The sequence below is a fragment of the Streptomyces sp. NPDC026301 genome, assembly GCF_055567935.1.
In genome coordinates this window covers 116,136-138,876 of record NZ_JBVHPN010000016.1, presented here as the reverse complement: position 1 = coordinate 138,876, position 22,741 = coordinate 116,136, and the positions used below count along the sequence as shown (strand labels likewise).

Sequence of the window (22,741 nt, the reverse complement as noted above, 5' to 3'; positions counted from 1 at the left end):
CCCGTCACCGGCGGCTCCGCCCGTCACCGGAGCCGCCGGTGCACGTTCCGTTCCTCAGCCCCGGATCCGGCGGTGCACGTTCTCCCTCCGCGCGGGCCCCGGCGTCGCGTCCGCGATCCACGGACCGTCGCCGCTGGGGTCGATGATGCCCTCCTCCAGCCAGGTGTACGTGCCGGTCAGCACCCCGGCCACGACCTTGCGGTCCAGCTCGTCGGTGTTGGTCCACAGCCGCGCGAACAGCTCCTCGACCCGGACCCTGGCCTGCCGGCAGAACACCTCGGCGAGCTGGTGCGCCTCGCGGCCGTGCTCGCCGGTGGCCAGCAGGTGCTCGGCCCGTACGCACGCCGCGCTCATCGCGAAGAGCTCCGCGCCGATGTCCACGATCCGCCCGAGGAAGCCCTGCTTGGTCTCCATCCGGCCCTGCCAGCGCGACATCGCGTAGAACGTGCTGCGCGCGAGCTTGCGGGCGTTGCGTTCGACGTACCGCAGGTGTGTCGCCAGCTCGCCGAACTCCGCGTACGTGCCGGGCACCTGGCCGGGCCCGGCGACCAGCTTGGGCAGCCAGCGGGCGTAGAAGCCGCCCGCGCGCGCCGCCGCCTTCCCCTTGTCCCCGAGCGATTTGTCGGGGTCGATGAGGTCGCCGGCGACCGAGAGGTGGGCGTCCACCGCCTCGCGGGCGATGAGCAGGTGCATGATCTCCGTCGAGCCCTCGAAGATCCGGTTGATGCGCATGTCGCGCAGTACCTGCTCGGCCGGTACGGCCCGCTCGCCGCGTGCCGCGAGCGACTCCGCGGTCTCGAAGCCGCGGCCGCCGCGGATCTGTACCAGCTCGTCGGCCATCAGCCAGCCCATCTCGGAGCCGTACAGCTTGGCGAGCGCCGCTTCGATGCGGATGTCGTTGCGGTCCTCGTCGGCCATCTGCGAGGAGAGGTCGACGACGGCCTCCAGCGCGAAGGTGGTGGCCGCGATGAAGGAGATCTTGCCGCCCACCGCCTCGTGCTGGGCGACCGGCTTGCCCCACTGCTCGCGCGCCGCCGACCACTCGCGGGCGATCTTCAGGCACCACTTGCCGACGCCGACGCACATCGCGGGCAGCGACAGCCGTCCGGTGTTGAGCGTGGTCAGCGCGATCTTCAGGCCGGCGCCCTCGGGGCCGATGCGGTTCGCGGCCGGCACCCGCACCCGGTGGAAGCGGGTGACGCCGTTCTCCAGGCCGCGCAGCCCCATGAAGGCGTTGCGGTTCTCCACCGTGATGCCGTCCGAGCCCGCCTCGACGACGAAGGCGGTGATGCCGCCCCTGTGCCCCTCGGACTTCGGGACGCGGGCCATCACCACGAGCAGGTCGGCGACGACCCCGTTGGTCGTCCACAGCTTGACGCCGTCCAGTACGTACTCGTCCCCGTCCGGTACGGCCATGGTGGCCAGCCGGGCCGGGTCCGAACCTACGTCCGGTTCGGTCAGCAGGAACGCGGAGATGTCCGTACGGGCCAGCCGCGGCAGGAACTGGTCCTTCTGCTCCTGCGTGCCGAAGAGCTTCAGCGGCTGCGGTACGCCGATCGACTGATGCGCGGAGAGCAGCGCGCCGACCGCCGGGCTGACGGAACCGACCAGTGCCAGCGCCTTGTTGTAGTACACCTGGGTGAGGCCCAGGCCGCCGTACTTGGTGTCGATCTTCATGCCGAGCGCGCCGATCTCCTTGAGACCGGCGATGGTCTCGTCGGGGATCCGCGCCTCGCGCTCGATGCGCGCACCGTCGATCTTCGTCTCGCAGAAGTCGCGGAGCTTGGCGAGGAATTCCTCGCCGCGCTGGACCGCGTCCGGGGCAGGGGTGGGGTGCGGGTGTATGAGGTCGAGCCGAAAGCGCCCCAGGAACAGTTCCTTGGCGAAGCTGGGCTTACGCCAGTCCTGTTCACGGGCCGCCTCGGCGACCTGCCGGGCCTCGCGCTCGGAGACGTTGCGGGTGGATGGAGCGGTCATGAGGAGGGTCACCTCACCGCGGAGTCGGGTCATCCGTACCGGTCCGCCGGGTTGGCTACCGGTCAGTTCGCCTGCCCGGGTTGGCTACCGGTCAGTGCTACTTGTGAGTCTCTACCCGATCCGCAGGACTTGCACCAGCCTTGGCGCAGGTTCGGCCGCCCGGCCGTACCTCACTTCGCCGGATCGATCAGCCCCCGCTGGTACGCCTTCACGAGGCGGCGCGGCACGGTGTACTGGCTGCCGTCGATGGTGATCGGCACCAGGTCGGGCTGCGCGGCCTTCCAGTTGGAGCGGCGATGACGGGTGTTGGAGCGGGACATCTTCCGCTTGGGGACGGCCATGGGAATCCTCCTGTCGGCAGGGCTCGGTACGGTCGCCAGCCTACCTGAAAATGATTCCCATATGCATCACGGCTGCTGTGCATCACGGGCCGTGCCGAGCGCCCGTGGGCGGCCAGGGCGTCCGTCCGGACACGCCGGAGGGCCGGGGCGCACCCGATATGCGCCCCGGCCCCTGCTGTCCGGTTGCCGGCCGTCCGTGCGGCCGGTGCGTCAGAGTTCCAGCCCGGTCATCACCATCACTCGCTCGTAGGTGTAGTCGTCCATCGCGTAGCGAACGCCCTCGCGGCCCACACCGGACTGCTTGGCGCCGCCGTACGGCATCTGGTCGGCGCGGTACGACGGCACGTCGCCGATGATCACGCCGCCCACCTCCAGCACCTTGTGGGCGCGGAAGGCGGTCTGCAGGTCGTGCGTGAACACGCCTGCCTGGAGGCCGTACTTGGAGCTGTTGACGGCGGCGAAGGCCGCGGCCTCGCCGTCCACCTTCTGCACCGACAGGACCGGCCCGAAGACCTCTTCGCAGGCGAGGGTGGTGCCCTCGGGGAGGTCGGCCAGCACGGTCGGCGCGTACGTGGCACCCTCGCGCTTGCCGCCGGCGAGCAGCTGGGCGCCGGCCTGCACGGCCTCGTCGACCCAGGACTCCACGCGCTGCGCGGCGGCCTCGCTGACCAGCGGGCCGACCTCGGTGGCGGGGTCCGTCGGGTCGCCGGTGACCTGCGCCTCGACGGCCGCGACGATCTTCGGCAGCAGCCGGTCGTACACGGCCGCGTCGGCGATCACGCGCTGCACGGAGATGCAGGACTGGCCGCCCTGGTAGTTGGAGAAGGTGGCGATGCGCTGCGCCGCCCAGTCCAGGTCCGCGTCGGAGGCGTAGTCGGCGAGGACGACGGCCGCGCCGTTGCCGCCCAGCTCCAGGGTGCAGTGCTTGCGCGGCACCGAGTCCATGATCGCGTAACCGACCGTCTCGGAACCGGTGAAGGAGATCACCGGCAGCCGCTCGTCCTGGACCAGCGCGGGCATCCGGTCGTTCGGCACCGGGAGGATGCTCCAGGAGCCGGCCGGCAGGTCGGTCTCGGCCAGCAGCTCGCCGAGGATCAGGCCGGAGAGCGGGGTGGCCGGGGCGGGCTTGAGGATGATCGGGACGCCGGCCGCGATCGCCGGGGCGACCTTGTGGGCGCTCAGGTTGAGCGGGAAGTTGAACGGCGCGATGCCGAGCACGGTGCCCTTGGGCACGCGGCGGATCAGCGCGAGACGGCCGGTGCCGCCGCCGTCGGTGTCCAGGCGCATGGCCTCGCCGGCGTTGAAGCGGCGGGCCTCCTCGGCGGCGAAGCGGAAGACCGACACGGCGCGGCCGACCTCGCCGCGCGCCCACTTGATCGGCTTGCCGTTCTCCGCGGAGATCAGCTGCGCGATCTCCTCCGTACGCTCCACCAGGCGCTTGGTGACGTGGTCCAGCGCGGCGGCGCGCACGTGGGCGGGGGTGGCGGCGAACTCGGCCTGGACCGCGACGGACGCGGCCACGGCCTCCTCGACCTGCTCCTCGGTGGGCACGCTCACGGTGCCGACGGTGCGGCCGTCCCAGGGCGAGGTGACCTCGAAGGTCTCCGTGCCGGTGGCGGCTCGGCCGGCGAGCCAGAAAGCCGTGGTGGCTGCGTCATTACGGTTCGGCACAGTGGATACCGGCCCTTCTCGGTGGCGTGGTGCGTGGCGTGCCGGCCGGTACGCGCGGCTGCTGCCTGCCGCTCCCGACCTCGGTCGCCCTTCCGGACGGGGTCCACGGTAGGGCGGCACTCCCGGACCGGTGTTTGTCCGGGACGTACTACTACGGGAGCGCGATCCGCCGGTTTGGCGAGTGCGGGGTCGGTTTCCCGCCGTCCGCGCGCTCTCCGCCGCGCCTCCGGCGGCTCAGGCGCGGGCTCTCAGGCGTCCGGGGACAGTGTCGTGGCCTTCAGGGCCAGCCACAGTTCCATCCGTACGTCCGGGTCGTCCAGCGAGCGGCCGAGGATCTCCTCGACGCGGCGCATCCGGTAGCGCAGCGTGTGCCGGTGCACCCCGAGGTCGGCGGCGGCCGCGTCCCACTGGCCGTGCCGGGACAGCCAGGCCCGCAGTGAGGCGACGAGGTCGCCGCGGCCGGTCGCGTCGTGGTCGTGCAGCGCCCGCAGCATGCCGTCGGCGAAGGCGCGTACCGCGTCGTCGGCGAGCAGCGGCAGTACGGAGCCGGCCGCCACGTCCTCGTGCTCGACCAGGACCCGCGCCCGCCGCCTGGCCACCGACAGCGCCTGCTCGGCCTGGCGGTACGCGGTCGCCGCCGCGGCCGGCCCGGACGGCGCGGAGAGGCCCACGGCCAGGCCCGGCGTGCCGCGTACCGTGTCGCCGCCGGCCGCGCCCTTGCGCTTGCCCGCGCCGTTCCCGGACCGGGCCTCCAGCGCGGCGGCGTGGTCGGCGCACGCCTCGATGGCGGCGCCGCCGTCCGTCGCGAGCACGGTCAGCCGGGTGCCGTCCGGGACCGCGAGCACCGCCTCGCCGCCGCGCGCCGCCGCAGACTCCATCGCGTCGGCCAGCGCGTCCAGCGCGGCCGGGGTTCCGTCGGCGGACCGGTCCTCGCCGTTCCCGTTCCCGTTCGCGTTCCCGTTCACCGGCTCGGCCACCAGTACCCGGAACGGCGCGTCCAGCAGCCCGCCGTACAGCCTCCCGGCCACAGCCCGCGCGTGGTCCGGCTCGCCGGCCAGCAGCATCCGCAGCACCGCGGCGCCGAGCCGCTGCTCGGCGTCCTGCAGCGCGCGGGACCGTTCGGTGGTCAGGGTCAGCAGGGCGACGGCGGAGTGCACGGCGTACCGCTCGGCTGTGCCCAGCGGGGCGCCCGTGCCGACCGCGAGGACGCCGCGCGCCCGGCGCCCGGTGCCCAGCGACTGCAGCTCCACCCGGTCGTCGCCCTCGGTGTCCGCCACCACCGAACTCGCGGGGGCCGGCCGCTCCCGCAGCCGCGCGATGTCGGCGGTGAGGCGGGCGGCGCGGCGGGCCGCCCAGTCGGGGGCCGCGGCGACGACCGTGCCGGAGGCGTCGTACAACGCGGCCCAGCCCTTGAGGTGCGCGGCGAGCCGGGCGAGCAGCTCCGCCGGGCCCTCGGCGCTCAGCGCCGCCCGCGTCAGCTCCCGCTGCGCCTCGAAGCCCTCGGTCACCGCCCGGTACTGATCGGCCGCCACGGCCGCCGAGACGGCCTTGCTGATCGCCACGAACGGCGTCCGGCGCGGCACCGCCAGCAGCGGGAAGTCCGCCTCGCGGGCCGCGGTGAGCAGCGCCTCGGGCACGTCGTCGTAATTCACCCCGACCGCGAAGCCCAGGCCGACCACCCCGGCCCCGGCGACGCGGTGTACGTAGCGCCGCGCGACCTCCGGGTCCTCCGCGTCCAGCTTGAGCGCGGTGATCAGCAGCAGCTCGCCGCCCTCCATGTACGGGACGGGGTCGATCAGCTCGCTCACGTGCGCCCAGCGCACCGGTGTGTCCAGCCGGTCCTCGCCCGCGAGCACGGTCAGCTTGAGCGCGGAGTGGTGGGCGAGGGAGGCGAGGGTGTGAGGCATGGGACCTTCGTTGCGCGTGAGGCGTGTGGCGGGGGTTTTCTCCGTCCCGTACGAACGGCCACCCCCGATTCTGCCTCAGCGGAGGAATCAAGGCGGCCACTTCGGGGGCCACGAGGGCCGTACGGAGCCGCGAGGGCCGCCGTACGGGACGGGTCCCGGCGCGGAGCCGCACCCGACAGCGCACGCCCCTCCGCCGCGCGCCGCCCCACGGCTCCCCGCCGCCCCACGGCATTCCGCCCCCGCGCGTCACCCCCGCAGATCCACCAGCACCGGTGGTGCCGACTCCCCCGTCACGGACGTCACCGACAGCACCGCGTGCCCGGCCGGTACGGCGTTGGCCAGGTCCGACGCCGACCACCGCTCCCGCTCCACGGTCCGCACCGTCACCGCCTTCGCCGTCACGTCCTTCCCCGTCACCAGCCGCCTGATCGAGTGCATCAGCTTGGTGAACGGCTCATCGGACACGATCTGCCGGTCGGTGACGTCCCGCGTCTCCACCCACGCCTTGCCCCACACCTCGGCGAAGCGCGCGCCGTCCCACGTCGTCACGCCCGCAAACGCCATCCGGCAGCCGACCGTCCCCAGCAGCGCGCCACGCAGCGCCTCGGGCACGTCGTCCAGCGCCCGCAGCGTCAGCACGACCCCCGCGTTCGCGGACCGCAGCCGTTGCAGCCCCCGCAGCGCCTCCTGCGTCACGACATGCGAGGCGTCGTCGAGCACCAGGCACGCGAACACCGACCGGTCGGAGCGCGCCACCGCGCACTCCGTGAACTGCGCCAGCACGAGTCGCGCGAGAATCCGCGACGCGTCGGCGTGCCCGCGCTCGGGCAGTTCGATCCGCACCCGCAGCGGGCGGTCCAGCGCCCGCAGCGACACCTGCCGCGACTGCCCCGAGGGGTCGAAGAAGCCGGCGAACGCGGGCCGGTCCAGCAACGCGATCCGGTCCGCGAGCAGCGCGCCCACGTCCCCGGCACGCGCCGCCTGCCGCTCCCGCGCGTCCAGCTCGCGCAGCGCACCGTTCTCCCCCGCCGCATCCAGCGCGCCCCGCAGCGCGGCCATCGCCTCCGGCGACCCGTCCAGCAACTCCCGCAGTTCCGCCACCCCGGGAAACCGCCCGTACGCCACCCGGAACGGCCCCAGCAACTGCCCCAGCACCGTCCCCGCCCGCCGACTCTCCCCACCCGGCGCCCCCGCCACCACATCCCCCACCAACGCCTCCGCCAACACGGCAGCGGCCTCATCGGGGTCGGTGGTACCGCCGTAGAGGTCGAGGTCACAGGGGGATTCGCGGTGCCCGACGCGGACGACGGCATCGAACGCGTCGTCCCCCGCCGGCCCGGTTCCGGCCGCCCCGACCGAGACCACCGCGGCCCGGCCGGCGAGCGCCTGCAGGCACATCGTCTCCAGGACGGGGCGCACCAGGCGGTTCGTCTTGCCCGCACCGGGCGGTCCGACCGCCAGCAGCGAGGTCCCGAGCACGGCCGGGTCGAGCGCGTACCCGACGCCGCGCCGCTCGTAGGGGTTGCGGACGTCGTCGGAGGCGGTGCCGATGCGTACCTGGCCGGTGAGCAGATCGTGCCGGGCGGTCCGCACCGGCAGGTCGCGGGCGCCGGAGGGGTGGCCGCAGGCGCCGGAGCCGTGCTGCTGGACGTTGTCGACGAACGCGGGGAAGCGGCTGGTCTGCACCCGTACGGACTCCCAGGCCCGGGTGATCCGCGCATGATCGACATCATTCATCAGCCCGGCCCGCGCCTCCCGGGCCAACCGCTCCGCAGCGTCCCCCGCCCCCGCGGCCCGCAACTCGGCCCATTCGGCGTGGTCGACCTGGAGGACGGGCGCGGCGGAGGCGGACCCGTCCGCGTCGTCGGCCCTACGGCGTTGACCCGCGGGGGTATAGCGGCGCCACACCTCGGCCCAGCACCCGAAGGGGCTGAAGAGCGCCAGCAGCAGCGCGAGGTCGATGAGGGAGTAGCTCGTGGAGTAGTAGAAGTACGACGCCGCGTCGCCCGAGACGGGGGTCAGATTCTCCAGCTGGAGCATGAGGAGCGACGCATCGCGCGACTCGTCGGTGCACCACTGCCAGAGGAACCAGACGACGGCCAGGGTCAGCACGGCACGCAGGATCAGCGCGCCACCGGGCAGGGCAGCGGGGGCCTTCGGGGCCAGCCAGCCGGGCAGCCTTTTCCACACCCGGCGGCCCGCGGGGGCGAGCAGCCGCCGGAAGAGGGCGGGCCACCGCCCGACCCGTCCGAAGACGACGACGATCACGCCGAGGATGAGCGCCATGTAGACGAACGAGGAGATGACGCCCGTATTACCCGTCTTCCAGGAATCGGGCAGCATCACTTCCAGGGGCCACTTCCAGTACGGCCCGAGATAGCCGTTCATCAGCAGCGACCACAGCAGCCAGGCGCACAGGAACGAGATGACGGCTCCGGCGATCAGCTGCGGCACCGCGATCTCGTGCGGCTCCTCCTTCGGCCGGGGCCGGTGTTCGAAGGACCAGATGCCCGGGCCCGCCAGGACGCGTGGGGCGCGGAGCCAGGTCATGAAGGGGGATTCCGGCGCGCCGGGCGCACCGCCGGGCACCGGTCCCGCACCAGGTGGCGCCTTCGGCATCGGCGGCACAGCCGCCGGAGCGGGCGGGGGCGCCGGATGCGGGATTCCGGGCGAGTGGGTGTTGCGTGCGTCGTGCGTGCCCTCGGTGTCCATCCGGTGTCCCTGTTCCCCCTAGTCAGCGGCGGCGGTGCGGCGAACGGCGATCGGTGTGCCGCGGATCAATCTACTGGCCGGACGCCGTCGTCATACCCGTCCCGCGCTATGTCCGGTGCGGACAACGCGGGGCGCGCACTTCTCCCGAACGGTGCATGCCGCTCCCGCCCCGCCGCCCCTAGCCTGCGAGGACAACCCCTCAGTACGTCCAGTACGCGCGGTACGTCCCGTAGTACGTCACCTCTGTGCGTCCTCGTTGCTTCCAGGAGACTCCCATGTCCGAACTGACCGGAGGCCCCGCCCTCCCCCAGGAGCGCCGCGTCGTCACCGCGATCCCCGGCCCCAAGTCCCAGGCGCTGTGGGAGCGCAAGCAGGCCACCGTGGCGGCCGGTGTCGGCGCGGTCCTGCCCGTCTTCATCAAGCGCGCCGGCGGTGGCGTCCTGGAGGACGTGGACGGCAACTCCCTCATCGACTTCGGCTCCGGCATCGCCGTGACCTCGGTCGGCAGCAGCGCCGAGGCCGTCGTGCGCCGCGCGACCGCGCAGCTCGCGGACTTCACCCACACCTGTGCCATGGTCACGCCGTACGAGCCCTACATCGAGGTCTGTGAGGCGCTCGCCGAGCTGACCCCGGGCGACCACGAGAAGAAGTCGGCGCTGTTCAACTCCGGCGCCGAGGCCGTGGAGAACGCCGTCAAGATCGCGCGTGCGTACACCAAGCGGCAGGCCGTGGTCGTGTTCGACCACGGTTACCACGGCCGTACGAACCTGACGATGGCGCTGACGGCGAAGAACATGCCGTACAAGCACGGCTTCGGGCCGTTCGCGCCCGAGGTGTACCGCGTGCCGCTGGCGTACCCCTACCGCTGGCTGACCGGCCCGGAGAACTGTGCGCAGGAGGCCGCCGACCAGGCCATCTCGCAGATCACCAAGCAGATCGGCGCCGAGAACGTCGCCGCGATCATCATCGAGCCCGTGCTCGGCGAGGGCGGCTTCATCGAGCCGGCGAAGGGCTTCCTGCCCGCCATCGCGAACTTCGCGAAGGAGAACGGGATCGTCTTCGTCGCGGACGAGATCCAGTCCGGCTTCTGCCGGACCGGTCAGTGGTTCGCGTGCGAGGACGAGGGCATCGTCCCGGACCTGATCACGACCGCGAAGGGCATCGCCGGCGGTCTGCCGCTGGCGGCCGTGACCGGGCGCGCGGAGATGATGGACGCCGCGCACGCGGGTGGCCTGGGCGGTACGTACGGCGGTAACCCGGTGGCCTGCGCCGCCGCGGTCGGTGCCATCGAGACCATGCGCGAGCAGGACCTCAACGGCAAGGCCAAGCGCATCGAAGAGGTCATGAAGGCCCGGCTGACCACCATGGCCGAGAAGTACGACATCATCGGCGAGGTCCGCGGCCGCGGCGCGATGATCGCGATCGAGCTGGTGCAGTCCGGCTCGAAGGACCCGAACCCGGAGGCGACCTCGGCGCTGGCCAAGGCGTGCCACCAGGAGGGCCTGCTCATCCTGACCACCGGCACGTACGGCAACGTCGTGCGCTTCCTGCCGCCGCTGGTCATCGGCGAGGACCTGCTGAACGAGGGTCTGGACATCCTGGAGAACGCCTTCGCCGCGCTCTAGAGCGAAGGAAGGCGTTCCTTCCCACGCGAGCCGCTGAGTGCCCGTACGGACATCCGTACGGGCACTCAGCGCTTGCCGGACGCGGAATCCGGGCTACCGGCCCGAAGTGGCGAGACGGCGTGAAGAAGATGTGCGGGGGCCATGGCGGGTGGGTGATCCGCCTGTCGGAGGGCCGCCGCTCTGCCGTACGGTTTCTGCAGATGAGAGAAACACCTCGCTCGCAGGGGACTGCGAGCGATGCCCGGTCGGCGCTTCCCCGGCTTCGACCTGGCTGTGCCCTCGCGCACACCACCGGAGCCTCCGGCTCCGGGAATCCTCACCGATCGGATGGACGCGCGCCCCAGACCCCCCGGGGCGCGCGGTTCGCCGGTCAGCACGGCCGTCCCGGAACCACCCCCCCTGTTCCGGGGCGGCCGGCCTCTCTTCACGCGCTCGCGTGCACACTGACCGCGACGCTCGCGCTCTTCGCGCTCCTCACCTGGCAGGTCGCGGCACACGGGCCGCTGCTGCGGCTGGACGCCCGGCTGGATCACGTACTCCTGGACCGCGCCCTCCCGGCGCCGCTCGCCGAACTCCTCGCCGACCTGGGCAACATGGCGGTGGCCCTGCCCGTACTGCTGGCCGCCGCCGCGTACGCCGCGTGGCGCGCCCGCGCCGCGGGACTCCCCCACTGGTGGCTGCCGCCGCTCGCCGCCGCCGTCGCAATGGCCGCGGTGCCGGCGCTCGTCGGGCCGCTGCAGGCCGCGCTCGCCCGGCCCGCGCCGCCGGGCAGGCTGGCCGGCGCGACCGGCTTCTACCCTTCGGGGCACGCCGCGACGGCCGCCGTCGCGTACGGGGCGGCCGCGCTGCTCCTGCTCCCGTACGCGGCCGCCCCGTTGTCCCGCCGCCTGCTGACCACCGCGGCGCTCGTCCTGGTCCTGGCGAACGGCCCGGGCCTGGTCGTCCGCGGCTACCACTGGCCGGTGGACGTCCTCGGCTCGTGGCTGCTCTCGGCGGCGCTGCTCGTCCTCCTCCACGGAGCACTGCACGAAGCGCTGTACGGAGAGGTCATCCGTCGCCGGCGCCCGCCACCCGGGCCGCCGCCTCGTGCAGGGCGAGTTCGAGGACGCCGGGGTCGGTGAGGGTGCCGTCGCCGTCCGGGGTGACGAGCCAGCGGGTGCCGCCGGTGATCCGGCCCGGGTAGGGCACGACGATCCAGGTGCCCAGGCCGGCCCCGCGCACCCCGGTGCCGACCCAGCGGGCCGTCGTGCCCGGCGGGACGAAGAAGCCCATGCGGCAGTCGCCGAAGTCGGCGAGCACGGGGCCGGGGCGGTCCAGGCAGCACGTGAGCACGTCGAGGGTGGGGTACCCCAGCGTTCCGGGGACGATCAGGACGTCCCAGCGCAGCCCGGCCGGGAGCAGGGTCACCCCGAGCGGGCTGCGCTCCCATTCGAAGCGGCAGGCCTCCGGGTCCGGTGCCACCGACACGAGCCATTCCAGGGCACGCTTGTCCCCCGCAGCATCCATGGCTGCCTCCCTCTTTCGCCCGTCGGCCCGTCGGGGCCGCGTTCCGAGAGGGAGAGCGGGAGGCCGCCGCCTCCTTACACGGGTTGATCAGGATCTTGGGGTGTCATGGATCACACCTGACCACTCGGTGGTGCGCGGGCGCGCCGTGTCGGCCCGCCCGCGCCGGGTCCGGACAGCCGGCCGGTCAGCCGGTCGGTCAGCCGGTCGGCCGGTCAGCTGTCGAAGCCCAGCCCCACCTTGTCCATCGCCTTCAGCCAGAGGTTCCGCCGGCCGCCGCGCGCGTCGGCGCGGGACATCGACCACTGGGTGATGCCGATGCCGGCCCAGCGCAGCGGCTCCGGCGGGAACGGCAGCGGCTTCGTGCGGACCATCTCCAGCTCCGTGCGTTCCGTGCGCGCGCCCGAGAGCAGGTCGAGCATGACGTCGGCGCCGAAGCGGGTGGCGCCCACGCCGAGGCCGGTGTAGCCCGCCGCGTACGCGACCCGTCCGGCGTGCGCGGTGCCGAAGAACGCCGAGAAGCGCGCGCAGGTGTCGATCGCGCCGCCCCAGGCGTGGCTGAAGCGGACCTCCTCCAGCTGCGGGAAGTGCTGGAAGAAGTGGCGGGCGAGCTTCTCGTAGGTGGCGGGGTGGTGGTCGTACTCGGCGCGGACGCCGCCGCCGTAGCGGTAGACGATGTCGTAACCGCCCCACAGGATGCGGTTGTCGGCGGTGAGGCGGAAGTAGTGGAAGTGGTTGTTGCTGTCGGACAGCCCCTGGCGGTTCTTCCAGCCGATCGCGGCGAGCTGCTCCTCGGTGAGCGGCTCGGTCATCAGCGCGTGGTCGTAGACCGGGACGATGTACGGGCGCACCCTGCGCACCAGGTTCGGGAAGGCGTTGGTGCCGAGCGCCACGTGGCGGGCGAAGACGCGCCCGTAGGGCGTGCGGACCGCCATGCCGGTGCCGTCGGAGGCCAGGTCGGTGGCGCGGGTGTGCTCGTAGATCCGTACGCCCAGGTCCAGGCACGCCTGCTTCAGGCCCCAGGCGAGGCGGGCCGGGTTGAGCATGGCGACGCCGTCGCGGTTCCACAGGCCGGCCAGGAAGGCCGGCGAGTCGACCTCGGCGCGCACGGCGTCCTGGTCGAGGAGGTCGTACCCGGTGAGGCCGAGGCGGGCGGCGTCCTCGGCGGCCTCGCGGAGCTCGGCGACCTGGTGCGGCTCGGTGGCCAGGTCGATCTCGCCGGTGCGCTCGAAGGCGCAGTCGATGCCGTACCGCTCGACGGCCGCCCCGATGGCATCGAGGTTGCGGGCGCCCAGCTCCTCGAGCTTCTTCAGCTCGCCGGGCCAGCGGGCCAGGCCGTTGCCGAGGCCGTGGGTGAGCGAGGCGGCGCAGAAGCCGCCGTTGCGGCCGGAGGCGGCCCAGCCGATCTCCTGGCCCTCGACGAGGACGACGTCGCGTTCCGGGTCGCGCTCCTTGGCCAGCAGCGCGGTCCACAGGCCGCTGTAGCCGCCGCCGACGACGAGCAGGTCGCACCGCTCGTCGCCGACGAGGACCGGGAGGGCCGCGGGGCGGTCGGGATCGTCCAGCCAGAAGGGGGTGGGGGCGGCGTCCGCGAGCGCCTGGGCGGCCGGTGCGGGCGTCCGGGCGGTCTGCCCGGCGGTGGGGTTCATGGCAGCTCGTGCCATGGTTCTCAGCTCCTCTTACGGCGTCCGGTGAACAATTGTCCGCCCAGTACGCAGAGCACGGCGATGAGGAACATCGCTGTTCCGATGACATTGATCTGAACGGGCGTGCCCCGTTGCGCCGATCCCCAGACGAACATGGGAAAGGTCACGGTGGAGCCCGCGTTGAAATTGGTGATGATGAAATCGTCGAACGAAAGGGCGAAGGAGAGCAGCGCGCCCGCGGCGATACCGGGTGCCGCGATCGGCAGCGTCACCTTCAGGAACGTCTGCACCGGAGTGGCGTAGAGGTCCTGAGCGGCCTGTTCCAGCCGCGGGTCCATGCTCATCACGCGGGCCTTGACCGCGGTGACCACGAAGCTCAGGCAGAACATGATGTGCGCGATCAGGATCGTCCAGAAGCCGAACTGGATGCCCATGTTGAGGAAGAGCGTGGCCAGCGAGGCGGCCATGACGACCTCGGGCATCGCCATCGGCAGGAAGATCAGCGTGTTGACGGACGCGCGGGCGCGGAAGCGGTAGCGGGCCAGCGCGAAGGCGATCAGGGTGCCCAGTACGGTCGCGCCGATCGTCGCCCAGACCGCGATCTGCAGGCTCAGCCCGAGGGAGCCGCACAGGTCGGCGACGCCGCAGGGGTCGGTCCAGGCGTCGGTGGAGAACCGCTGCCACTCGTAGTTGAAGCGCCCGTTCGGCTTGTTGAACGAGAAGACCATCACGATGACGTTGGGCAGGATGAGGTACGCCAGCGTCAGCAGGCCCCCGATCACCACCGCGTTGCGTCGAAGCCAGCGCATCAGACCAGGTCCTCCGTCCCCGACTTGCGGATGTAGATGGTGACCATGGCGAGGATGGCCGCCATGAGGATGAAGGAGAGGGCGGCCGCGGTCGGGTAGTCCAGGACGCGCAGGAACTGCGACTGGATCACGTTGCCGATCATCTTCTGGTCGGTGGAGCCCAGCAGCTCGGCGTTGATGTAGTCGCCGGCGGCCGGGATGAAGGTCAGCAGCGTGCCCGCGACCACGCCGGGCATGGACAGCGGGAAGGTCACCCGGCGGAAGGTGGTGACCGGCTTGGCGTACAGGTCGCCCGCCGCCTCATGGAGCCGGGGATCGATCCGCTCCAGGCAGGTGTAGAGCGGCAGGATCATGAACGGCAGGAAGTTGTACGTGAGGCCGCAGACCACCGCGAGCGGCGTGGCGAGCACGCGGGTGCCTTCAGTGAGGCCGATCGCGCTGGTGACGTCCAGGATGTGCAGCGAGTTGAGGACGCCGACGACCGGGCCGCTGTCGGCGAGGATGGTCTTCCAGGCGAGCGTGCGGATCAGGAAGCTGGTGAAGAACGGCGCGATGACCAGGATCATCACGACGTTGCGCCAGCGGCCCGCCTTGAAGGCGATCAGGTAGGCGAGCGGGTAGCCCAGGACGAGGCAGAGCAGCGTCGCGATGGCGGCGAAGGCCACCGAGCGGACGAACTGCGGCCAGTACTCCCCCAGCGCGTCCCAGTAGGTGGCCACGTGCCAGGTGACCTTGAAGCCCTCTTCGAGGGAGCCGGTCTGGAGCGAGGTGGACGCCTGGTAGACCAGCGGCGCGGCGAAGAAGACCAGCAGCCACAGGATGCCGGGCAGCAGCAGCCAGTAGGGGACGAGCCGCTTACGGGTGGGGGGCTTGCGTACTTCGAGGACGGGCGCGGGCGTCGGCTCCGGCGGCGCCTCGGTGGCGGCGCTCACGCGGCCTCCTCGTCGGCGTCCGCACCGGCGGTGATGTCCTGGTCGGCGGAGAACGCGAAGGTGTGCGCGGGGTTCCAGTGCATGACCACCTCGGCGCCCGGCACCAGCCGGCCGTCGCGCTCGATGTTCTGCTCGTACACGGCCAGTTCGCCGGCGCCCGGGGTCTCGATCACGTACTGCGTGGAGACGCCGATGAAGCCGGCGTCCTTGATGCGGCCCGGCAGCCGGTTGGCGCCCTCCGGTATGGACCCCGCGTCGTCGGCGTGCGCGAGGGTGACCTTCTCGGGGCGGACGCCCGCCAGCACCTTCTCGCCCGTACGGACGCTGCTCGCGGAACATCGCGCGGCGGGCAGCCGCAGCTTGGTGTCCCCGGCCGTCAGCAGCAGCTGGTCGCCGCCCGCCTCGGCGATCTCCGCCGCGATGAGGTTGGAGGTGCCGAGGAAGTTGGCGACGAAGGTGGTGCCGGGGTTCTCGTACAGGTCGGCGGGGGCGCCGAGCTGCTCGACCCGGCCGCCGTTCATCACCGCGACCGTGTCGGCCATCGTCATGGCCTCCTCCTGGTCGTGCGTGACGTGCACGAAGGTGATGCCGACCTCGGTCTGGATGCGCTTGAGCTCCAGCTGCATCTGGCGGCGCAGCTTGAGGTCGAGGGCGCCGAGCGGCTCGTCCAGGAGGAGCACCTGCGGGTGGTTGATCAGGGCGCGGGCCACGGCCACGCGCTGCTGCTGGCCGCCGGAGAGCTGGGTGGGCTTGCGGCGCGCCATGGGGCCGAGCTGTACGAGGTCGAGCATGTCCTCGACCTGCTTCTTCACGGACTTGACGCCGCGGCGGCGCAGCCCGAAGGCGACGTTCTCGTAGATGTCCAGGTGCGGGAAGAGCGCGTAGTTCTGGAAGACGGTGTTCACCGGGCGCTTGTAGGGCGGCAGCGCGGTGACGTCCTTGCCGGCGAGTTCGACGGTGCCGGTGGTGGGCTCCTCCAGGCCCGCGATCATGCGCAGGGTGGTGGTCTTGCCGCAGCCGGAGGCGCCGAGCAGGGCGAAGAAGGAGCCGGCGGGGACGGTGAGGTCGAGCGGCTGGACGGCCGTGAAGGAGCCGTAGGTCTTGCTGATCCCGGTGAGGCGGACGTCGCCGCCGCTGCTGTCGGTCGTCGCGAGGTCGGTCATGTATCAAGTCCCGGGGCGAGTGGTCGGATGGGGGGAAGGGCGAAGGGACCGGTCGGACGGTCAGGCGCCGGTGAGATCGGCGAACTTCTGCGAGAACTCCTTGCTTTCCTTGCCGTCGAGCGCGCGGAAGGTGTGCGACTTGGACGCCATTTCCTCGTCGGGGAGGATCAGCTTGTTGTCCGCCAGCTTCTTGTCGATCTTCGCGAGCTCCTCGCGCACCCCGTCGACCGGGCACACGTAATTGATGTACGCGGCGATCTGCGCGGCCACCTTCGGCTCGTAGAAGTAGTCGATGAGGCGCTCGGCGTTCTCCTTGTGGCGCGCCTTGTTGGGCACCATCAGGTTGTCCGCCGCGGTCGTGTAGCCCGCCTCCGGAATGGCGTACTCGATGTCGGCGTTGTCATTCTGCAGCTGGACGACGTCGCCCGCCCAGGCGAGGCAGGCCGCCAGGTCGCCCTTGCTGAGGTCGTTGAGGTAGTCGTTGCCGGTGAAGCGGCGGATCTGCTTGCTGTCGACCGCCTTCTGGAGGCGGGCGATCGCCGCGTCGAAGTCGTCCGCGGTGACGTCCTCGGGCCGTTTGCCCATGTCCAGCAGGGTCATGCCGATGCTGTCGCGCATCTCGGAGAGGAAGGAGACCTTCCCCTTGAGCTTGGGATCGTCCAGCAGCTGGCCGACGGAGTCGATTTTGCGGCCGCCGGTGGCCTTCTTGTTGTACGCGATGACGGTGGGGACGCCCTGCCACGTGTAGGAGTGGGCGCGCCCGGGATCCCAGTCGGGATTGCGGAACTGCTGCGACAGATTCGTGTAAGCGTGCGGCAGGTTCGCCGGGTTCAGCGGCTGGATCCAGCCGAACCCGATCATCCGCGCGCACATCCAGTCGGTCAGGCAGATCAGGTCGCGCCCGGTGTCCTGGCCGGCCGCGAGCTGCGGCTGGACCTTGCCGAAGAACTCGTCGTTGTCGTTGATGTCCTCGGTGTACTTGACCTTGATGCCGGTGCGCTTCGCGAACGCCTCCAGCGTCGGGTGGTGCTTCTCGTCCTCACTGACGTCGATGTACTCCGTCCAGTTGGAGAAGGCGAGCCACTTCTCCTTCTTGGAGTGGTCCTCGGAGTCGCCGGCGTCGGTACGGGCGGCGGGCGGGATGCCGCAGCCCGTCAGGGCGCCCAGCGCGCCGACCGACAGCAGACCGGCGCCGCTCGCGCGCAGCAGGCCGCGCCGGGTGAGCGCCATCCGGCCGTCGGTCATGCTGCGCCGCATCAGCTTCAGCTCCGCGAGGGAGAGCCGCTCGGGCCGCTCGTTGTGCTCCATACGGTGTGGCCTTTCAGGGGATCGAAGGTGAACCCGGGGGTCAGCCGGTGGAGTCGGACGTGCGCGCGGCCTCAGCCGCGGTCCCCGAAGACGGTGCGGTGCCAGTCCTTCCTGGCCACGCCCGTGATGTCGTACATGACGTGCTTGACCTGCGTGTACTCCTCGAAGGAGTACGCCGACATGTCCTTGCCGTAGCCAGAGGCTTTGTATCCGCCGTGCGGCATCTCGCTGATGATCGGGATGTGGTCGTTGACCCACACGCAGCCGGCCTTGATCTCGCGGACGGCGCGCCCGGTGCGGTACACGTCGCGGCTCCAGGCGGAGGCGGCGAGCCCGTAGGGGGTGTCGTTGGCGAGCGCGATGCCCTCGTCGTCGGTGTCGAAGGGCAGCACGACCAGCACCGGGCCGAAGATCTCGGACTGCACGATCTCGCTGTCCTGCGCGGCGTCCGCGATGAGCGTGGGCCGGTAGTACGCGCCCTTGGCCAGCCCGCCCCGGGGCGCCTCGCCGCCGGTGACGACGGTGGCGTACTTCCGCGCGCGCTCGACGAATTCGGCCACCCGGTCGCGCTGGGCGTGCGAGATGAGCGGGCCGAGGTCGGTGGCCGGGTCGAAGGGGTCGCCGAGCCGTACGGTCGCCATCAGGTCGGCGACGCCGCTGACGAACGCGTCGTACAGCGGGCGCTGGACGTAGGCGCGGGTGGCGGCCGTGCAGTCCTGGCCGGTGTTGATGAGCGCGCCGGCCACCGCGCCGTGCACGGCGGCGTCCAGGTCGGCGTCGTCGAAGACCACGAAGGGGGCCTTGCCGCCGAGTTCGAGGTGGAGGCGCTTGACGGTGGCGGTGGCGATCTCGGCGACCCGCTTGCCGACGGCGGTGGAGCCGGTGAAGGAGGTCATCGCGACGTCGGGGTGGCCGACGAGGTGCTCGCCGGCGTCCCGTCCGGCGCCCGAGACGATGTTGACGACGCCGTCCGGCAGGCCCGCGGCCTGCGCGGCCTGGGCGTACATCACCGAGGTCAGCGGGGTGATCTCGGCGGGCTTGAGGACGATGGTGTTGCCTGCCGCGATCGCCGGGAGGATCTTCCAGCTCGCCATCTGCAGCGGGTAGTTCCACGGCGCGATGGAGCCGACGACGCCGATGGGCTCGCGGCGGACCGAGGAGGTGTGGTCGCCGCTGTACTCGCCGGCCGCCTTGCCCTCCAGGTGGCGCGCGGCGCCCGCGAAGAACGCGGCGTTGTCCACCGAGCCGGGGACGTCGAACTCCCGGCTCAGCTTGATCGGCTTGCCGCACTGCAGCGACTCGGCGTACGCGAATTCCTCGGTCTGCTCTTCCAGTACGGCGGCGAAGCGGTGCAGCGCGTCGGAGCGCTCGCCGGGCGTGGCGCCCGCCCATTCGGGGAGCGCCTGCCGGGCCGCGCCGACGGCCGCGTCCACGTCGGCCGTGCCGGCCAGCTCGTACGTGTACACCTGCTCGCCGGTGGCCGGATCGGTGACGGCCTGGGTGCGTCCGGAGGTCCCCGGGCGCAGCTCTCCCGCGATGAACTGAGCCCCCTGGGCGAATCGTTCGGTGACATCGAATCGCTGATCCATGGCGCTCTCCTCCACCGGCGGCCGGGTTTTCACGGCACTGCCGGGCGTAGCTCTTTCCCGAATTGATGGCCGATCTTGACAGGAAAGGTGGACCCCAACAAGTGATTCCGTTGTTGCCTTTTGGTTACGCGACGGATTCTGCGAAATCCGTCGTTCCGACGCCCGACAGGTTGTCAGTGCCCGCTGACAGAATCCCGGCATGGTGCAGGACCGGGGAAGACCGGAGCGGGGAAGAGCGGGGGCGGCTGGGATGACGGAGGAGACGGGAGTGGCCGACGGGCCGCGATCGGTGGCGGAGCTGTGCGCGGCCCTGGAGTCGGGCGGTAAGCACGAGTACGTGTACTTCTGGGGCCACGCGCCGCGCCGGGACGGCAGCCTCGGGGCGAGCTGCTTCAGCCAGTGGTGGCCCGCGCCCTTCGAGGTGGACGGCGTGCGGTACGCCACGGCGGAGCACTGGATGATGGCCGGCAAGGCGCGGCTGTTCGGCGACCGCCAGGCGTGGCAGCGGGTGCTGCGCGCCGGCCACCCCAAGCAGGCGAAGGACGCGGGCCGTGCCGTGCGCGGCTTCGACGACGAGACGTGGCAGCGCCATCGGTACGACCTGGTGGTCGAGGGGAGCGTGCGGAAGTTCGGGCAGGATGCGGCCCTGCGCGACTATCTGCTGGGCACGGGGCAGCGGGTGCTGGTCGAGGCCAGCCCGCTGGACCGGATATGGGGCATCGGGCTCGCCGCCGACGACGAGCGCGCCGCCGATCCGGCCCGCTGGCAGGGGCTGAATCTCCTGGGCTTCGCGCTGATGGAGGCCCGGCAGCGACTGGCGGCGGAGCGGGGCTGAGCGGCCGGGGCCGACGGGGCGGGGACCGCGGGGGCGGGCCCCGGGGCGGAGGTCAGCGGCCGGGGGCGGGGGCCGCGCTGTAGGTGTCGGAGTAGCCGTCGTAGGTGTCACTGCCGGTGCGGCCGTTGGCCGCGACGACGATCGCGACGATCAGCAGGACGCTCACGAGGACGCCGGCCACGCCGCAGAGGAGACCGGCCAGCGCCATGCCGCCGTTGGTCGCCTCGCCCCGCTTGGCCTTGGCCCGGCCGAGGGCGCCGAAGATGATCCCGAGGACGCCCGTGAGGACACCGAAGAGGAGGGTGAGGCTGGAGAGGATGCTGAGAATGCCGAGGACGAGCGCGGCGATGCCCATGCCGTTGTTCGGCTGCCCGGGCCAGCCGGCCTGCGTACCGGGCCCGCCGGGCACGAGGCCGTAGGGGGCGGGGCCGGGTATGCCTGGGCCGGATATGCCGTATGCGGAGTGGTGGGGCTGAGTGCCGTACGGCTGGGGCCCGTAGTACGGCTGCGGCTGCTGGGGATACGGCGTTCCGTACCCGGTCTGCGGTCCGGCGGGCGCGGGGCCCGGGGCGGGGGCGTGGCCGGGAGCCGAGGCGTGGCCGGGGGCGGGCGGTGGGGCGGGGACGGCGAAGCCGGCGCCCGCGGTCTGCTGGTCGTGCGCCGACGTGCCGTACGGCGGCAGGCCGTGCGCCCCCGTGTCCGGCCGGTGCGGCGGCACTCCGTCCGCGGGCGGCGGCGCCCACGGGTCAAGCGGCTCGGGCTGCTGACTGTCGGACATGGCTCTCCCCCATTGGCTGCGCTCCATGCTAAGACCCGGCCACGCCCGACGGCCCCGCGGCCGTGCTCCCCAACGGCCCCGCGGCCACGCGCTCCCCGGCGGCCCGGCCGCCGTACGGCCCGGCACCCGCCCAACGCCCGGCGCCCCCGCCCACGCCGCATACGATGACGACCGACCGACACCACGACCGACCGGCACCCCGCCGCCCAGGAGGCACCGTTGTCCGACCTCGACGCATTCATCGCGGGCCTGCCCAAGGCGGAGCTGCACGTCCACCACGTCGGCTCGGCCTCCCCGCGCATCGTCGCGGAGCTGGCCGCCCGGCACCCCGACTCCAAGGTGCCCACCGACCCCGAAGCGCTGGTGGACTACTTCACCTTCCGCGACTTCGCGCACTTCATCGAGGTCTACCTCTCGGTCGTGGACCTGATCCGCGACGCCGAGGACGTGCGCCTGCTGACGTACGAGGTCGCCCGCGACATGGCCCGGCAGAACATCCGCTACGCCGAGCTGACCATGACCCCGTACAGCTCCACCCGCCGCGGCATCCCGGACGCCGCGTTCGTCGAGGCGATCGAGGACGCCCGCAAGTCCGCCGAGTCGGAGCTCGGCGTCGTGCTGCGCTGGTGCTTCGACATCCCCGGCGAGGCGGGCCTGGAGTCGGCGGAGGAGACCGCGCGCATCGCCTGCGGCCTCAAGCCCGAGGGCCTGGTCTCCTTCGGCCTCGGCGGACCCGAAATAGGGGTACCGCGCCCGCAGTTCAAGCCGTACTTCGACCGCGCCATCGCCGAGGGCCTGCACTCCGTGCCGCACGCCGGCGAGACCACGGGCCCCGAGACGGTGTGGGACGCGCTGACCGAGCTGCGCGCCGAGCGCATCGGCCACGGCACCAGCTCCGTACAGGACCCGAAGCTGCTGGCCCACCTCGCGGAGCACCGCATCCCGCTGGAGGTCTGCCCGACGTCGAACATCGCCACCCGCGCGGTCCGCACCCTCGACGAGCACCCGGTCAAGGAGATGGTGGCCGCCGGGGTGCTGGTGACGATCAACAGCGACGACCCGCCGATGTTCGGCACGGACCTGAACACCGAGTACGGCGTGGCCGCGCGGCTGCTGGAGCTGGACGAGGCGGGCCTCGCCGCGCTGGCGAAGAACGCCGTCGAGGCGTCCTTCATGGACGCACCGGCCAAGGCCCGCCTCGCCGCGGAGATCGACGCGTACACCACTTCCTGGCCCCGCTGACCCTCGGCCCTCCTCCGCTCCCTTCCGCTCTCTTCCGCCACAACGGCCGGATCTGCCCGGGTCATATCCGGCCGCACGCGCCTACCCTTCCGATGACGTGTACACGTACATCGGGAGGTGGCGTGGCCCAAGAAGACTCCTGGCTGAGGCGGCACGGCCCCGAAACGCTCGGCGGGGCCCTGATCCTGGCCGTGGTGACCACGGTCCTCACGGTGGGCATCCCGCTGCTGGCGGGCGACGACGAGAAGCAGGCACAGGGCAGCGGCAACGGCCCGCCGGCACCGACGGCGGCGGTCCGGACCGAGCCGCCGTCCTGCACGATGAACGACTGCGCGGGGCTGGAACCGGACGACACCCGCTGTGACGCGGGCGCCGTGACGCTGGCCGACGACTGGTCGGGCCCGCTGCACGTCTCGGTCCGCTACAGCCCCGCCTGCAAGGCCGTCTGGGGCAAGCTCACCGGAGCCGAGGTGGGCGACACGATCGAGATCGCCGTCTCGCCCACGAAGAAGGAGCGCCGGGCGGTCCGTACCGGGCACACCCAGTTCACGCCCATGCTCCCGGCCGGCCGGACCTTCTCCGCCGAGGCCGCCGGCACGAGTGTCAAGGGCGACCCCGACCACGACATCCCGGCCGGGCACCGGCTCCCGGTCGGCGCCGACCAGAACGACGTCCCCCCGGCCTGAGAGCCGGTGTCCGACCC

Annotated in this window: 18 protein-coding genes; 5 read left to right on the top strand and 13 right to left on the bottom strand. The window is 72.1% G+C overall.

From position 1 onward, the window contains the following. Positions 1 to 54: 54 nt before the first annotated feature. The 5 genes from ACZ4MH_RS26480 to ACZ4MH_RS26460 form a co-directional block, all read right to left on the bottom strand. Positions 55 to 1,977, bottom strand: coding sequence for an acyl-CoA dehydrogenase family protein (locus tag ACZ4MH_RS26480; RefSeq protein ID WP_351599078.1), 1,923 nt, complete (start codon positions 1,975 to 1,977; stop codon positions 55 to 57). Between the two features lie 170 nt (positions 1,978 to 2,147). Next, positions 2,148 to 2,318: a 50S ribosomal protein L32 gene (rpmF, locus tag ACZ4MH_RS26475; protein WP_351599080.1), complete on the bottom strand. Its 171-nt coding sequence runs from the start codon at positions 2,316 to 2,318 to the stop codon at positions 2,148 to 2,150. Positions 2,319 to 2,528: 210 nt separating this feature from the next. Beyond that, entirely contained in the window at positions 2,529 to 3,989 is a 1,461-nt protein-coding gene (locus ACZ4MH_RS26470) for an aldehyde dehydrogenase family protein (RefSeq protein WP_351599082.1), read from the bottom strand. A 248-nt stretch (positions 3,990 to 4,237) separates the two neighbouring features. Further along, entirely contained in the window at positions 4,238 to 5,896 is a 1,659-nt protein-coding gene (locus ACZ4MH_RS26465; RefSeq protein WP_351599084.1) for a PucR family transcriptional regulator, read from the bottom strand. Between the two features lie 246 nt (positions 5,897 to 6,142). After that, entirely contained in the window at positions 6,143 to 8,608 is a 2,466-nt protein-coding gene (locus ACZ4MH_RS26460) for a type IV secretory system conjugative DNA transfer family protein (protein WP_351599086.1), read from the bottom strand. 275 nt (positions 8,609 to 8,883) lie between these two features. Here ACZ4MH_RS26460 and gabT point away from each other — a divergent pair, with 275 nt between their 5' ends. After that, complete coding sequence (gabT, locus tag ACZ4MH_RS26455; RefSeq protein ID WP_351599088.1) at positions 8,884 to 10,233, top strand: 4-aminobutyrate--2-oxoglutarate transaminase; 1,350 nt, start codon at positions 8,884 to 8,886, stop codon at positions 10,231 to 10,233. A gap of 200 nt (positions 10,234 to 10,433) precedes the next feature. Further along, the gene (locus ACZ4MH_RS26450) at positions 10,434 to 11,354 is read left to right on the top strand and encodes a phosphatase PAP2 family protein (protein ID WP_467754722.1); all 921 of its coding nucleotides are present in this window, start codon (positions 10,434 to 10,436) and stop codon (positions 11,352 to 11,354) included. Here the strand turns inward: ACZ4MH_RS26450 and ACZ4MH_RS26445 are convergent. The 7 genes from ACZ4MH_RS26445 to ACZ4MH_RS26415 all read right to left on the bottom strand — a co-directional run bounded on the left by ACZ4MH_RS26445 (position 11,281) and on the right by ACZ4MH_RS26415 (position 19,183). Beyond that, a complete protein-coding gene (locus tag ACZ4MH_RS26445) occupies positions 11,281 to 11,739 on the bottom strand; it encodes a hypothetical protein (protein WP_351599631.1) in 459 nt (152 codons plus the stop codon). The two genes, ACZ4MH_RS26450 and ACZ4MH_RS26445, sit on opposite strands and share 74 nt — an antisense overlap. Positions 11,740 to 11,951: 212 nt before the next feature. Continuing rightward, entirely contained in the window at positions 11,952 to 13,400 is a 1,449-nt protein-coding gene (locus ACZ4MH_RS26440; RefSeq protein ID WP_467754721.1) for an NAD(P)/FAD-dependent oxidoreductase, read from the bottom strand. Between the two features lie 5 nt (positions 13,401 to 13,405). Further along, positions 13,406 to 14,191, bottom strand: a complete 786-nt coding sequence (locus ACZ4MH_RS26435) for an ABC transporter permease (protein WP_351599632.1) — start codon at positions 14,189 to 14,191, stop codon at positions 13,406 to 13,408. Further along, positions 14,191 to 15,123 carry an ABC transporter permease gene (locus ACZ4MH_RS26430; protein WP_351599633.1) on the bottom strand — a complete coding sequence of 311 codons (933 nt, stop codon included), beginning with the start codon at positions 15,121 to 15,123 and terminating at the stop codon, positions 14,191 to 14,193. The genes ACZ4MH_RS26435 and ACZ4MH_RS26430 overlap by 1 nt, the downstream gene beginning before the upstream one ends. Continuing rightward, positions 15,120 to 16,286, bottom strand: a complete 1,167-nt coding sequence (locus ACZ4MH_RS26425) for an ABC transporter ATP-binding protein (protein WP_351599634.1) — start codon at positions 16,284 to 16,286, stop codon at positions 15,120 to 15,122. Before ACZ4MH_RS26425 ends, ACZ4MH_RS26430 begins: the two co-directional genes overlap by 4 nt. A gap of 60 nt (positions 16,287 to 16,346) precedes the next feature. Continuing rightward, positions 16,347 to 17,594: a polyamine ABC transporter substrate-binding protein gene (locus tag ACZ4MH_RS26420; RefSeq protein WP_351599635.1), complete on the bottom strand. Its 1,248-nt coding sequence runs from the start codon at positions 17,592 to 17,594 to the stop codon at positions 16,347 to 16,349. Positions 17,595 to 17,665: 71 nt separating this feature from the next. Beyond that, on the bottom strand, positions 17,666 to 19,183 hold the full coding sequence (locus ACZ4MH_RS26415; protein ID WP_351599636.1) for a gamma-aminobutyraldehyde dehydrogenase: 1,518 nt from the start codon (positions 19,181 to 19,183) through the stop codon (positions 17,666 to 17,668). Between the two features lie 250 nt (positions 19,184 to 19,433). Here ACZ4MH_RS26415 and ACZ4MH_RS26410 point away from each other — a divergent pair, with 250 nt between their 5' ends. After that, the gene (locus tag ACZ4MH_RS26410) at positions 19,434 to 20,018 is read left to right on the top strand and encodes an NADAR family protein (protein ID WP_351599637.1); all 585 of its coding nucleotides are present in this window, start codon (positions 19,434 to 19,436) and stop codon (positions 20,016 to 20,018) included. A gap of 52 nt (positions 20,019 to 20,070) precedes the next feature. Here ACZ4MH_RS26410 and ACZ4MH_RS26405 read toward each other — a convergent pair whose 3' ends face one another. Beyond that, positions 20,071 to 20,796: a DUF4190 domain-containing protein gene (locus tag ACZ4MH_RS26405; protein WP_351599638.1), complete on the bottom strand. Its 726-nt coding sequence runs from the start codon at positions 20,794 to 20,796 to the stop codon at positions 20,071 to 20,073. A 219-nt stretch (positions 20,797 to 21,015) separates the two neighbouring features. Here ACZ4MH_RS26405 and ACZ4MH_RS26400 point away from each other — a divergent pair, with 219 nt between their 5' ends. Beyond that, positions 21,016 to 22,038: an adenosine deaminase gene (locus ACZ4MH_RS26400; RefSeq protein ID WP_351599639.1), complete on the top strand. Its 1,023-nt coding sequence runs from the start codon at positions 21,016 to 21,018 to the stop codon at positions 22,036 to 22,038. Between the two features lie 122 nt (positions 22,039 to 22,160). Continuing rightward, on the top strand, positions 22,161 to 22,724 hold the full coding sequence (locus tag ACZ4MH_RS26395; protein ID WP_351599640.1) for a DUF2690 domain-containing protein: 564 nt from the start codon (positions 22,161 to 22,163) through the stop codon (positions 22,722 to 22,724). Positions 22,725 to 22,741: the final 17 nt, after the last annotated feature.